Annotated in this window: 15 protein-coding genes; 12 read left to right on the forward strand and 3 right to left on the reverse strand. The window is 55.5% G+C overall.

What is annotated here, in order from left to right:
- Positions 1-40: 40 nt before the first annotated feature.
- Positions 41-1294, forward strand: coding sequence for a serine hydroxymethyltransferase (gene glyA / locus QE396_RS00210; protein ID WP_020883014.1), 1254 nt, complete (start codon positions 41-43; stop codon positions 1292-1294).
- A 54-nt stretch (positions 1295-1348) separates the two neighbouring features.
- On the opposite strand, the gene QE396_RS00215 is transcribed toward glyA, so the two are convergent.
- Positions 1349-1771 carry a DoxX family protein gene (locus QE396_RS00215; RefSeq protein ID WP_020883015.1) on the reverse strand — a complete coding sequence of 141 codons (423 nt, stop codon included), beginning with the start codon at positions 1769-1771 and terminating at the stop codon, positions 1349-1351.
- 173 nt (positions 1772-1944) lie between these two features.
- On the opposite strand from QE396_RS00215, the gene QE396_RS00220 reads away from it, so the two are divergent.
- A complete protein-coding gene (locus QE396_RS00220; protein WP_020883016.1) occupies positions 1945-3084 on the forward strand; it encodes a 3-phenylpropionate MFS transporter in 1140 nt (379 codons plus the stop codon).
- On the opposite strand, the gene csiE is transcribed toward QE396_RS00220, so the two are convergent.
- Positions 3085-4362, reverse strand: coding sequence for a stationary phase inducible protein CsiE (gene csiE, locus QE396_RS00225; protein WP_309949561.1), 1278 nt, complete (start codon positions 4360-4362; stop codon positions 3085-3087).
- Positions 4363-4487: 125 nt separating this feature from the next.
- Here csiE and QE396_RS00230 point away from each other — a divergent pair, with 125 nt between their 5' ends.
- Together QE396_RS00230 and QE396_RS00235 are read left to right on the forward strand one after the other, a co-directional pair.
- Positions 4488-5126: a DUF1007 family protein gene (locus tag QE396_RS00230; protein WP_020883017.1), complete on the forward strand. Its 639-nt coding sequence runs from the start codon at positions 4488-4490 to the stop codon at positions 5124-5126.
- Entirely contained in the window at positions 5117-6097 is a 981-nt protein-coding gene (locus QE396_RS00235) for a nickel/cobalt transporter (protein WP_020883018.1), read from the forward strand. Before QE396_RS00230 ends, QE396_RS00235 begins: the two co-directional genes overlap by 10 nt.
- 52 nt (positions 6098-6149) lie before the next feature.
- Here the strand turns inward: QE396_RS00235 and suhB are convergent, their stop codons facing one another.
- Complete coding sequence (suhB, locus tag QE396_RS00240; RefSeq protein ID WP_020883019.1) at positions 6150-6953, reverse strand: inositol-1-monophosphatase; 804 nt, start codon at positions 6951-6953, stop codon at positions 6150-6152.
- Positions 6954-7083: 130 nt separating this feature from the next.
- Here suhB and trmJ point away from each other — a divergent pair, with 130 nt between their 5' ends.
- From trmJ to fdx, 8 genes are all read left to right on the forward strand, one after another.
- A complete protein-coding gene (trmJ, locus tag QE396_RS00245) occupies positions 7084-7812 on the forward strand; it encodes a tRNA (cytosine(32)/uridine(32)-2'-O)-methyltransferase TrmJ (RefSeq protein ID WP_032669904.1) in 729 nt (242 codons plus the stop codon).
- A gap of 165 nt (positions 7813-7977) precedes the next feature.
- On the forward strand, positions 7978-8469 hold the full coding sequence (iscR, locus tag QE396_RS00250) for a Fe-S cluster assembly transcriptional regulator IscR (protein ID WP_020883021.1): 492 nt from the start codon (positions 7978-7980) through the stop codon (positions 8467-8469).
- A 119-nt stretch (positions 8470-8588) separates the two neighbouring features.
- Positions 8589-9803, forward strand: coding sequence for a cysteine desulfurase (gene iscS / locus QE396_RS00255; RefSeq protein WP_020883022.1), 1215 nt, complete (start codon positions 8589-8591; stop codon positions 9801-9803).
- A 23-nt stretch (positions 9804-9826) separates the two neighbouring features.
- The gene (gene iscU / locus QE396_RS00260) at positions 9827-10213 is read left to right on the forward strand and encodes a Fe-S cluster assembly scaffold IscU (protein WP_003860661.1); all 387 of its coding nucleotides are present in this window, start codon (positions 9827-9829) and stop codon (positions 10211-10213) included.
- A gap of 13 nt (positions 10214-10226) precedes the next feature.
- The gene (iscA, locus tag QE396_RS00265; RefSeq protein ID WP_003860659.1) at positions 10227-10550 is read left to right on the forward strand and encodes an iron-sulfur cluster assembly protein IscA; all 324 of its coding nucleotides are present in this window, start codon (positions 10227-10229) and stop codon (positions 10548-10550) included.
- A 76-nt stretch (positions 10551-10626) separates the two neighbouring features.
- On the forward strand, positions 10627-11142 hold the full coding sequence (gene hscB, locus QE396_RS00270) for a co-chaperone HscB (protein ID WP_014171181.1): 516 nt from the start codon (positions 10627-10629) through the stop codon (positions 11140-11142).
- Positions 11143-11156: 14 nt separating this feature from the next.
- Entirely contained in the window at positions 11157-13007 is a 1851-nt protein-coding gene (gene hscA, locus QE396_RS00275) for a Fe-S protein assembly chaperone HscA (RefSeq protein ID WP_020883023.1), read from the forward strand.
- 1 nt (position 13008) lies between these two features.
- A complete protein-coding gene (fdx, locus tag QE396_RS00280) occupies positions 13009-13344 on the forward strand; it encodes an ISC system 2Fe-2S type ferredoxin (RefSeq protein ID WP_014171179.1) in 336 nt (111 codons plus the stop codon).

Consider the following 13344-nt stretch of genomic DNA (forward strand, 5'->3'; position numbering starts at 1 on the left):
CAGGCCAAAATTTTATTGTTAGCTGAGTCAGGAGATGCGGATGTTAAAGCGTGAAATGAACATTGCCGATTATGATGCCGAACTGTGGCAGGCTATGGAGCAGGAAAAAGTACGTCAGGAAGAGCACATCGAACTGATCGCCTCCGAAAACTACACCAGCCCGCGCGTAATGCAGGCGCAGGGTTCTCAGCTGACCAACAAATACGCTGAAGGTTACCCGGGCAAACGCTACTACGGCGGTTGCGAGTACGTTGATATCGTTGAGCAACTGGCCATCGATCGCGCTAAAGAACTGTTTGGCGCCGACTACGCTAACGTACAGCCACACTCTGGCTCTCAGGCTAACTTCGCGGTCTACACCGCGCTGCTGCAACCGGGCGATACCGTTCTGGGTATGAACCTGGCGCAAGGCGGCCACCTGACTCACGGCTCTCCGGTTAACTTCTCTGGCAAACTGTACAACATCATTCCTTACGGCATTGATGAGTCCGGTAAAATTGACTACGAAGACATGGCGAAGCAGGCGCAGACCCACAAACCGAAGATGATTATCGGCGGTTTCTCTGCTTACTCCGGTATCGTTGACTGGGCAAAAATGCGTGAAATTGCAGACAGCATCGGTGCTTACCTGTTCGTTGACATGGCGCACGTTGCCGGCCTGATTGCTGCAGGCGTTTATCCGAACCCGGTTCCGCATGCTCACGTTGTGACCACCACCACGCACAAAACCCTGGCGGGCCCACGCGGTGGCTTGATCCTGGCGAAAGGTGGCGACGAAGAGCTGTACAAAAAGCTGAACTCTGCCGTATTCCCAAGCGCGCAGGGCGGCCCACTGATGCACGTTATCGCGGCGAAAGCGGTGGCGCTGAAAGAAGCGATGGAGCCAGAGTTTAAAGTTTACCAGCAGCAGGTTGCTAAAAACGCCAAAGCGATGGTGGAAGTCTTCCTGAACCGCGGTTACAAAGTGGTTTCCGGTGGTACTGAGAACCACCTGTTCCTGCTGGACCTGGTTGATAAAAACCTGACCGGTAAAGAAGCTGACGCTGCCCTTGGCCGCGCCAACATCACCGTGAACAAAAACAGCGTGCCAAACGATCCGAAGAGCCCGTTCGTGACCTCCGGTATCCGTATCGGTTCTCCGGCTGTTACTCGCCGCGGCTTTAAAGAAGCGGAAGTGAAAGAGCTGGCAGGCTGGATGTGTGACGTTCTGGACAATATCAATGACGAAGCGGTTATCGAGCGCGTTAAAGGTAAAGTTCTGGAAATCTGCGCACGCTTCCCGGTATACGCATAATCTTTCTGTTTTGCAGAAATAAAAAAGGCCGCGATTGCGGCCTTTTTTTATGGGTTAACGCCGGTCAAGGGAGAGGGCTCCCGGTCCCACTATCGCCAGTAAAATAAACGCTCCGGCAATACTGATATTCTTGTAGAAGTTAATCATATTCGGCATGACGGTATCACCGGTCATATCCCAGTAGTGGTGGCCGATAATCGCGGTACCCAGCGTGTAAAATACAAAGAGTACGGCAACAGGGCGGGTGAAAAAGCCCAGCACGATCAGGATGGCGGCAGGCACCTCCATTACCACCGCAATAATGGCCGCCAGCATGGGCATGGGTGTACCCAGCGACGTCATATATTGTACGGTCCCGCTAAACCCCGTCAGTTTTGGATAGCCGAAGATAATAAACAGTACGACAAGCGCGATACGACCTATTAACAGCAACAGGTGACGTGCCTGGCCGAAATCTAAATAGCGAAGTGAGTTCATGGCAGAAATACCTCTGCAAGTGGAGTAATTTAAACGTAATACACATTTTCATTCCCTGCCATAAGTCAGATGACTGCACAATATGTTAAATTTTCGTTAATTTATAGCAGGCTATCGACTTGCTTAATTTTTGTATTCTCGCCAGACTATGGCCTCCATTTCGGGAGGGATTCATGGTCTTGCATTCCACGCGCTGGCTGGCGCTCAGTTATTTCACCTATTTCTTTAGCTACGGTATTTTTCTGCCTTTCTGGAGCGTCTGGCTCAAGGGGATCGGCCTGACGCCCGAGACCATAGGTATCCTGCTTGGCGCTGGTCTGGTGGCACGTTTCCTGGGAAGCCTGCTGATCGCACCGCGCGTCAGCGATCCCTCCTTGCTGATTAAGGCGGTACGCATTCTGGCGCTGTTGACGCTGGTCTTTGTCGCCTGTTTCTGGGTGAGCCACCAGTTTGCATGGCTGATGGTGGTGATGGTCGGTTTTAACCTCTTTTTCTCGCCGCTGGTTCCGCTGACGGATGCCCTGGCAAACACCTGGCAAAAACAGATAACGATGGATTATGGCCGCGTGCGGCTGTGGGGCTCAATTGCCTTTGTCATCGGCTCTGCACTGGTGGGTAAACTGGTTAGCCTTTACGATTACCGTGCGATCCTTGCGCTGCTGAGTATCGGCATTGCCTCCATGCTGCTGGGGATGCTGTTGCGTCCATCGGTAATGCCGCAAGGTGAGAGCCGTCATCAGGAAAGCGCCGGCTGGCCGGCCTGGCGAAGCCTGGTGGCACAAAGCTGGCGTTTCCTGGCCTGCGTCTGTCTGCTGCAGGGCGCGCACGCGGCGTACTATGGTTTCAGCGCCATCTACTGGCAGGGGGCAGGATACTCCGCATCTGCAGTGGGTTACCTGTGGTCGCTCGGTGTGGTCGCTGAAGTGATTATCTTCGCGCTGAGCAAAAAGCTGTTCCGGCGCTTCGGCGCGCGCGATCTGCTCCTGCTTTCTGCAGTCTGTGGTGTTATACGGTGGGGCATTATGGGCTGGACGACGGAACTGCCGTGGCTGATCGTGGCGCAAATTCTGCACTGCGGCACCTTCACGGTATGTCACCTGGCGGCCATGCGCTATATCGCCGCGCGTGAAGGCGGGGATGTCATTCGGTTGCAGTCGGTTTATTCGGCGGTGGCGATGGGCGGCAGCATTGCGGTGATGACGGTCTTTGCGGGCTTCCTTTACCAGCATCTGGGACACGGGGTCTTCTGGGTCATGGCGCTTGTCGCCCTACCGGCGATGTTCGTTCGTCCTAAAGTCGCCGCGCGCGCCTAGCTACGATTCCAGCATGGCGCGAATATGTTCTTGCTGCTGCGTGTTCAGCGTCTCAACGGCGTGGATCAGCGGTGGTGAGAACAGGGGCAGGGCGGTCGGATAAGGGGTGATGACCAGCGCCGCTTCGCGCGGTGCCCCCTCTTTCTGATAGGCCTGCAGCGTCTGATATCGAATGTTGAGCGGCAGCAACGTCAATTCGCGCAGTTGCTGCTCTATCACGTCCTCACAGGATTTATCCTCTCCCGTCAATAACACCACCTGCTTCTCATGCAGATCGGTCTCCTGCATCAGCCAGGCGCCGAAAATGACCGCCACCAGGCTCATCTCTTCATCAGAAAAACGCAGCCCGAATTCCGCTTCCAGCTCAAACAACGCCTCTTTGGTGGTGCGTAACAGGCGGGGGTAGAGACGATGGATCTCTTCCGGCAGGCTATTGTCGATGCCTATCTCAAACAGCGAACGGTCCAGCGCCTGGGCCAGATGAATATAAAGCTGATCGGTCAGCCCCTGTTCATCGCTGAAGTTCATCCCGGTTTGCGCCCGAAAACGGGCGACCATGCGCACAATTGCCCGGCGCAGACGCTGATCCTGCTGATGCTTATCAAGCACAGGGTCAGGAGTGCGCAGCATCATAAACAGCAGCGCGAGAAAAAGTTGTTCATCGCTGTGGGTCCCTTGTGGCACACGGCGTTTCCAGTGACGAACAATCTCCTGAGCGGTGAAATATTCCCCTCTTGATTGCGTCCAGTTACGCTGCACCGATGAAAACTGCGGGGTATTCCCCAGATGATGCTGCATCAGGCAATACTGCAGATAGAGCTGTAAAAACTGTACGTCCCGGCAATCAAACGGGCGCTGAAGCTTGCGCGAGCAGAAGCTGATCAACGCCCGCAGGTTGGTATCGTCATAGAGAGGCCGGGCAATGCCCTGCTGTTTAAGCGCGGTTTTCAGCGCGGGGGTAAACTGATGCGAAACGAATTGCGGACACAGCCGCAAAGCCCTGCGCAGCCAGTGCAACAGGCATAAACGTTGATTCAGGGCTGAGCCTTCAATCCGGTAGCTGCCGTCATGGTACGTGACGATGTCGAGCCGGTGATAGCGCTGGATTTCATCGCGCGTCTCGGCTATATCTTGCCGTGCCATAGCGTCGTCCACGCCATTGGCAGCGATAATGCTCTGTGCGGTAACGGCAGCATCGGGCAGGTAAAGCATTAAAAGCACCTGGCAGCGGCGCTGCGAACTGGAAAGCACAGATGGAATTTCAAGCGTCGTCATCATCTGTCGGGTATCCAGTGGGAATGTTTGATAAGAATAGCTAAAGGATGGGCGCTGAAAAGCGCGCCGGCAGGCCTTTCACTCAGGATTGCTGGCGAACATCACAGAATTTATGACGTGAGGAATTGATGCAAACAGTTAAACAAAGCGCAATGGCGTTATTTTTGACGGTGATCCCCTTTGCTGTCGTCGCGCATCCTCACAGTTTTATCAGCCTGAAAACCGAGCTGGTAACGGACGGAACGCAGCTCAGTGGCCTGAAAATGCGCTGGACGATGGATGAAATCACCTCGGCTGACCTGCTGTACGATGCCGGGAATGCAAAACCCGGGGATGAAATCTGGAAAAAGCTGGCGGCGGAAGTGATGGCCAACGTGCTTGGTCAGCACTATTTCACCGAGTTCTGGCATAACGGACAAAAAGTGAAATTTATGAATCGGCCGACGGAATATGGCATGACCCGCGACGGACATCAGGCGGTACTGACGTTTGTCCTGCCGCTGGCGCATCCGCAGCCGCTGGCTGGGCAGACCTATACGTTTTCCACCTTTGATCCCACTTACTATGTCGATATGCATTACGCAGAGGAGAGTGATGTGACGCTACCGGCAGCCCTGCAAAAAACCTGCACGATGGCAATGCACACGCCAAAACCGAGCGAAGAGACGCTCAATTTTGCGGTCTCTCTCGATAAAGAAGATGCACCACCCGAAGACATGGAGTTGGGTAAACAGTTCGCACAGCAGGTGACGTTGCAATGTCAGTGATCGCATCTCCGGTACGAAAATCACGCCGCTGGCTTCATCTCTGGCCGCTGGCGCTCTTTTTGCTGCTGGCCGTGTGCGGCGCGTTGTGGCTATGGCACGCCTGGCCGCAGGTGATGATGAAAAGCATTGTCTGGCAGCGCGAGGTCAACCAGCAGATGAGTGGCTTACTGAAGGCGGTGGCGGAGAACCCGACGAAGGCAGGCGGTTCTCTTCTGGCCTTCAGCTTTCTCTACGGTGTCCTGCATGCGCTGGGGCCGGGACACGGCAAAATCGTGATCGCGACCTGGCTTGCGACCCATCCCTCCAGGCTCAAATCAAGCATTGGGTTGACCCTCGCATCTTCGCTGCTTCAGGGCGGCGTGGCGATTGCGCTGGTGGTGGTCGTCCTGTCGTTATTACGCCTTCCTGCTCGTCAGCTGCATATCAGCAGTTTCTGGCTGGAGAAGGGGAGTTACGCGCTGGTCGGTGTGCTGGGCTTGCTCCTGTGCTGGCGGGCACTGAAAAAACTGCGGACTTTGCTGCACAAACCCCAGTTCAGAGCTTTTACGCCGCACCATGAACACACTGCGTACTGCGGCTGTGGGCATCAGCATCTGCCGACGCAGGCGCAGCTGAAGAACGGTGATGACTGGCGAGCGCGGCTGATGGTTGTGCTCTCAATGGGCATGCGTCCGTGTTCAGGGGCAATCATGGTGCTGTTGTTCAGTAAGGTGATGGGTGTATTTGGCTGGGGAATGCTCTCGGCATTGGCCATGGCGGCCGGGACGTCACTCACGATTTCGTCACTGGCACTGCTGGTGCACAGTTTCCGTCAACTGGCGGTCAAACTCAGCGGCAATAAAACGCCGGTGCTGTGGCGGCAGGTCGGATGGACAACGCTCGCGCTGGCGGGCGGGATGATTCTGCTGGTGGCTGCGGTAACGATGTGGATGAGTGCGGTGCCGGTGGGAAGGGGATTAAGGCCGTTTTAGTCAGGTACAGCATGGTGCCCTTTCCCGGCGGGAGAGGGCACCGCAGGCTGGATTAACGCTTCAGCGCGTCGCTCAGCTCATCACGCATGTTTGCCAGCATGGCTTTAACAACACGTGGGTTACCTGCAACGATGTTGCCAGTCGTCAGATGGTTGTGGCCGCCGGTGAAATCGCAAACAATGGCGCCTGATTCACGCGCGATCAGCTCGCCCGCTGCAAAATCCCACGGCTTCAGTGACAGCTCAAAGTAACCGTCAACGCGACCGGTAGCCACATAGGCCAGGTCCAGCGCGGCAGAACCGGTGCGACGGAAGTCCGCGCATTCGGTGAACAGTTTGCCCAGAATATTCATGTAAGTGGTTGCGTGCTGCTTCGCCTTGAACGGGAAGCCGGTCGCCAGAATGGTACCGTCGAGGTCGCGTGCATTGCTGCAGCGCAGACGGTAGCCGTTCAGCTGCGCGCCCTGACCGCGGGTTGCGGTGAACAGTTCGTTACGCATTGGATCGTAAACCACGGCGACTTCAGTACGGCCTTTAATGCGTACTGCGATAGACACGGAGAAGTGTGGCAGACGTTTGACGAAGTTGGTGGTGCCATCCAGTGGATCGATAACCCATTGAACATCCTGATCGGTACCTTCAAGTTCACCGCTTTCTTCGGTGATGATGGTGTGCTGCGGGTAAGATTTGCGGATGGTATCGATAATAATCGCTTCAGCGGCTTTATCGACGTTGGTTACGAAATCATTGCTGCCTTTCTGGCTGGTTTCAACAGAATCTGGCGTTTCGTAGTGTTTGGCAATTACATTACCCGCCTTGCGCGCTGCGCGCACGGCGATGGTCAGCATCGGATGCATCGGTCTCTCTCACTGGATGTTAAAGAACGGGAAAATCGGCGCAGAGTATAGCAGCGAGATCGGAATATGTCTCTCGTTTATGATAATATGGCCGAATATTCTTCAGACACAGAATCCAGACATTAAAACTATGCTGCAAAACATTCGAATCGTGCTGGTCGAGACATCGCACACTGGCAATATGGGCTCCGTAGCCCGCGCTATGAAAACCATGGGCTTAACGAACCTGTGGCTGGTTAACCCACTGGTGAAACCCGACTCACAGGCTATCGCTCTGGCTGCGGGCGCCAGCGATGTCATTGGTAACGCGCAGATCGTGGATACTCTGGACGAAGCCCTGGCAGGGTGCAGTCTGGTGGTCGGGACCAGCGCCCGCTCCCGTACACTGCCGTGGCCGATGCTGGATCCGCGTGAATGCGGTCTGAAAAGCGTCTCTGAAGCCGAACAGGCTCCTGTAGCGCTGGTATTTGGCCGTGAACGCGTGGGCCTGACCAACGATGAACTGCAGAAGTGCCATTACCACGTGGCCATTGCCGCTAACCCGGAATATAGCTCCCTGAACCTGGCAATGGCCGTTCAGGTGATTGCCTATGAAGTGCGTATGGCGTGGCTGGCGACGCAGGAAAAAGCAACGGCAGAGCCGCAGGAAGAGGCCGTCTACCCGCTGGTGGACGATCTGGAGCGCTTCTATGGTCACCTGGAGCAGACCCTGCTCTCTACCGGTTTCATCCGTGAAGGTCACCCGGGGCAGGTAATGAACAAGCTGCGCCGCCTGTTTACCCGTGCGCGTCCGGAAAGCCAGGAATTGAACATTCTGCGCGGGATCCTGGCGTCGATTGAGCAAAAGAATAAAGAGTAGTGCCCATCCTGGTGATACGGCACGGAAGGTTAAATACCTGACTAAAACAGTCAAGTAAATAGTTGACCATTTTAGTCAGGAATGTCAGACTTGGCCCTGCTATGCAATACCCCCATTTTACTATAAAAAACCCCGGGCAGGGGCGAGTTTGAGGTTAAGTAAGACATGAGACTGACATCTAAAGGGCGTTATGCCGTGACCGCGATGCTGGACGTTGCGCTCAACTCCGAAGCGGGCCCGGTTCCGTTGGCTGATATTTCTGAACGACAAGGGATCTCCCTCTCCTATCTGGAGCAGCTGTTCTCCAGACTGCGTAAAAATGGACTGGTTTCCAGCGTTCGTGGCCCAGGCGGCGGTTATCTGCTGGGTAAAGACGCGGGCAGTATTGCAGTTGGCGAAGTGATCAGTGCCGTTGACGAATCCGTTGATGCGACCCGTTGCCAGGGTAAAGGCGGCTGCCAGGGCGGCGATAAGTGCCTGACCCACGCGCTGTGGCGCGACCTGAGCGATCGTCTGACCGGCTTCCTGAACAACATCACCTTAGGTGAACTGGTAAATAACCAGGAAGTTCTGGATGTCTCTGGCCGTCAGCACAGCCAGGACTCCCAACGCAGCACCCGCGGGCAGGACGCGATCGACGTCAAATTACGCGCGTAATAAAAAGATAAGTATTTCAGAATCAGGCCGGAGCGTTCGCTCGCTCCGTGTACTCGGTCGTACATCCAGCCGGTTGCCTGATTCCTTGCATTGAAGCGATGTACGGAGTTTATAGAGCAATGAAATTACCGATTTATCTCGACTACTCCGCAACCACGCCGGTGGACCCGCGTGTTGCCGAGAAAATGATGCAGTGTCTGACCCTGGACGGAAACTTTGGTAACCCAGCTTCCCGTTCACACCGTTTTGGCTGGCATGCTGAAGAGGCGGTAGATATCGCCCGTAATCAGATTGCTGACCTGGTGGGTGCCGACCCGCGTGAGATTGTATTCACCTCCGGTGCGACCGAATCCGATAACCTGGCGATCAAAGGTGCGGCCAACTTTTATCAGAAAAAAGGCAAGCACATCATCACCAGCAAAACCGAACACAAAGCCGTGCTGGATACCTGCCGTCAGCTCGAGCGTGAAGGTTTCGACGTGACTTACCTGGCACCACAGAGCAACGGTATTATCGACCTGAAAGAGCTCGAAGCGGCCATGCGTGATGACACCATCCTGGTTTCCATCATGCACGTAAACAACGAAATCGGCGTTGTGCAAGATATCGCGACCATCGGCGAAATGTGCCGTGCGCGCGGCATCATCTACCACGTAGACGCCACCCAGAGCGTGGGCAAACTGCCTATCGATCTGAGCCAGCTGAAAGTGGACCTGATGTCCTTCTCCGGCCACAAAATCTATGGCCCGAAAGGTATTGGTGCACTGTACGTTCGTCGTAAACCGCGTATCCGCATCGAAGCACAGATGCACGGTGGCGGTCACGAGCGCGGTATGCGTTCCGGTACGCTGCCTGTTCACCAGATCGTGGGTATGGGCGAAGCTTACCGTATTGCGAAAGAAGAGATGGAAACCGAGATGGCGCGCCTGCGCACGCTGCGTAACCGTCTGTGGGATGGCGTGAAAGATATGGAAGAAGTGTATCTGAACGGCGATCTCGAACAGGGCGCACCAAACATTCTCAACGTCAGCTTCAACTATGTTGAAGGTGAATCGCTGATTATGGCGCTGAAAGACCTGGCGGTTTCTTCCGGTTCTGCCTGTACGTCTGCAAGCCTGGAGCCATCCTACGTGCTGCGCGCACTGGGCATGACTGACGAGCTGGCACACAGCTCTATCCGTTTCTCTTTAGGTCGTTTCACTACCGAAGAAGAGATTGACTACACCATCAAGCTGGTTCGCAACTCCATCGGTCGTCTGCGTGACCTTTCTCCACTGTGGGAAATGTTCAAGCAGGGCGTGGATCTGAACAGCATTGAATGGTCACATCACTAATCGGTACATAAGGAGAATTCAACATGGCATACAGCGAAAAAGTTATTGATCATTACGAAAACCCGCGCAACGTTGGCTCTTTTGACAACAGCGACGAAAGCGTAGGTAGCGGTATGGTCGGTGCGCCAGCGTGTGGCGACGTGATGAAGCTGCAGATTAAAGTCAACAATGAAGGTATCATTGAAGACGCGCGCTTCAAGACCTACGGCTGCGGTTCTGCTATCGCCTCCAGCTCCCTGGTCACCGAATGGGTGAAGGGCAAGTCTCTGGACGAAGCACAGGCAATCAAGAACACGGATATTGCTGAAGAACTCGAACTGCCACCCGTGAAAATTCACTGTTCTATCCTGGCAGAAGACGCGATCAAAGCCGCCATTGCGGATTACAAAAGCAAACGTGAAGCAAAATAATTGAGGTTTGAGTATGTCGATTACCCTTAGCGACAGCGCTGCCGCGCGAGTAAGCTCTTTTCTGGCGAACCGTGGTAAAGGCTTTGGCCTGCGACTGGGCGTACGTACCTCCGGCTGTTCTGGTATGGCTTACGTACTGGAGTTTGTTGACGAACCGGCGTCTGATGACACCGTGTTTGAAGACAAGGGCGTGAAGGTGGTGGTCGATGGCAAAAGCCTGCAATTCCTCAATGGCACTCAGCTGGACTTTGTAAAAGAAGGCCTGAACGAAGGGTTCAAATTCACGAACCCGAACGTCAAAGACGAGTGTGGTTGCGGCGAAAGCTTCCACGTTTAACCGCGCGTCATCCGAAACCCCACCGCAGGACTCCTGTGCGTGGGGTTTGTTCTAACAGGCTACCCCTGAGATTGTTATGGATTACTTCACTCTCTTCGGACTACCCGCTCAATACCCGATTGATCTGCAGGCGCTGACGATCCGCTTCCAGGATCTGCAGCGTCAGTATCATCCGGATAAATTCGCCAGTGGTACTCAGTCAGAGCAATTGGCTGCGGTATCGCAATCTGCGACCATCAATCAGGCCTGGCAGACGCTGCGCCATCCACTGTCTCGCGCTGAGTATCTGCTCTCGCTTCATGGCTTTGATCTGGCGAGTGAACAGCACACCGTGCGTGATACGGCGTTTTTGATGGAACAGCTGGAACTGCGTGAAGAGCTGGATGAGATTGAACAGGCCAAAGATGAAGCGCGTCTGGAAAGCTTCATTAAGCGCGTAAAAGGCATGTTCGATACCCGCCATCAACTGATGGTGGAGCAACTGAACAACGAGACCTGGGATGTGGCGGCAGACACTGTGCGCAAACTCCGTTTTCTCGATAAACTGCGAAGCAGTGCTGAACAACTCGAAGAAAAGCTGCTCGATTTTTAATTTCGGAAGCAATTATGGCCTTATTACAAATTAGTGAGCCTGGCTTAAGTGCCGCACCGCACCAGCGTCGTCTGGCGGTAGGTATTGATCTGGGCACCACCAATTCTCTCGTGGCGACCGTGCGAAGCGGCCAGGCGGAAACGCTGGCTGACGAGCAGGGCCGTCATCTGCTGCCTTCCGTGGTCCACTACCAACAGCAGGGCCACGCGGTTGGCTACGACGCACGCGCGAACGCCGCGCGCGATCCGGCGAACACCATCAGTTCCGTAAAACGCATGATGGGCCGCTCCCTCGCCGATATTCAGACCCGTTATCCGCATCTGCCGTATCAGCTGCAGGCCAGTGAAAACGGCCTGCCAATGATTGCCACGGCAGCGGGGCTGCTGAACCCGATCCGCGTTTCTGCTGATATCCTCAAAGCGCTGGCGGCGCGTGCTACGGCAACGCTCGGCGGCGATCTCGATGGCGTGGTCATTACCGTTCCGGCCTACTTTGATGATGCACAGCGTCAGGGCACCAAAGACGCGGCGCGTCTGGCGGGACTGCACGTTCTGCGCCTGCTGAACGAACCGACGGCGGCCGCCATTGCCTACGGCCTGGACTCCGGTCAGGAAGGGGTGATTGCGGTTTACGATCTGGGTGGCGGGACCTTTGATATCTCTATCCTGCGCTTAAGCCGTGGGGTGTTTGAAGTGCTGGCTACCGGCGGTGATTCTGCGCTGGGTGGCGATGACTTCGACCATCTGCTCGCTGATTTCATTCGCGAGCAGGCGGGTATCCCCGATCGCAGCGATGCACGCGTGCAGCGTGAACTGCTGGACGTGGCCATCGACGCGAAAATCGCGCTGAGCGATGCGCAGTCTGTCACCGTCAACGTGGCGGGCTGGCAGGGGGAAATCACCCGGGAACAGTTTAACGACCTGATCGCGCCTTTGGTGAAACGCACCCTGCTGGCCTGCCGTCGCGCACTGAAAGATGCGGGCGTTGAGGCTGACGAGGTGCTGGAAGTGGTCATGGTTGGCGGCTCCACGCGCGTACCGCTGGTGCGTGAACGGGTGGGTGAATTCTTTGGCCGCACGCCGCTGACGTCCATCGACCCGGATAAAGTGGTTGCCGTGGGCGCGGCTATCCAGGCGGATATTCTGGTCGGCAACAAGCCGGACAGCGAGATGTTGCTGCTGGATGTTATTCCGCTCTCCCTGGGTTTAGAAACCATGGGGGGACTGGTGGAGAAAGTCATTCCGCGTAACACCACCATTCCGGTGGCGCGCGCGCAGGAATTCACCACCTTCAAAGACGGCCAGACCGCGATGTCCATCCATGTGATGCAGGGCGAGCGCGAGCTGGTGCAGGACTGTCGTTCACTGGCGCGCTTTGCGCTGCGCGGTATTCCTGCGCTCCCTGCGGGCGGTGCGCATATTCGCGTTACCTTCCAGGTGGATGCGGACGGCCTGCTGAGCGTCACGGCGATGGAGAAATCCACCGGCGTTGAGTCGTCTATCCAGGTGAAGCCGTCCTACGGCCTGACCGATGGTGAGATCGCCTCCATGATTCAGGATTCAATGAGCTACGCCGAACAGGATGTGAAGGCGCGTATGCTGGCAGAACAGAAAGTTGAAGCCGCACGCGTGCTGGAAAGTCTGAACGGTGCGCTCGCTGCCGACGCCGCGCTGTTAAGCGCCGCTGAGCGTCAGGTGATTGACGAGGCTGCCGCGCGCTTAAGCGCAGTGGCCGAAGGCAATGATGCTGATGCAATAGAAGAAGCCATTAAAAACGTTGATAAACAAACCCAGGACTTTGCTGCTCGCCGCATGGACAAATCTGTCCGCGTCGCGCTGAAAGGCCAGTCCGTGGACGAGGTTTAATATGCCAAAGATTGTTATTTTGCCTCATGCGGACCTCTGTCCGGATGGTGCTGTTCTGGAAGCGAAGACCGGTGAGACCATTCTCGATGTTGCCCTGCGTAACGGTATCGAAGTGGAACACGCCTGTGAAAAATCCTGTGCCTGCACAACCTGCCACTGCATCGTGCGTGAAGGTTTTGACTCTCTGGCCGAGAGCACCGAAGATGAAGACGACATGCTGGATAAAGCATGGGGTCTGGAGCCAGACAGCCGTTTGAGCTGCCAGGCTCTGGTGACCGATGAAGATCTGGTCGTGGAATTCCCACGCTACACCATCAACCACGCACGCGAGCACTGA

This window comes from Enterobacter sp. SORGH_AS_0287 (genome assembly GCF_031453695.1).
Lineage (GTDB): Bacteria > Pseudomonadota > Gammaproteobacteria > Enterobacterales > Enterobacteriaceae > Enterobacter > Enterobacter ludwigii.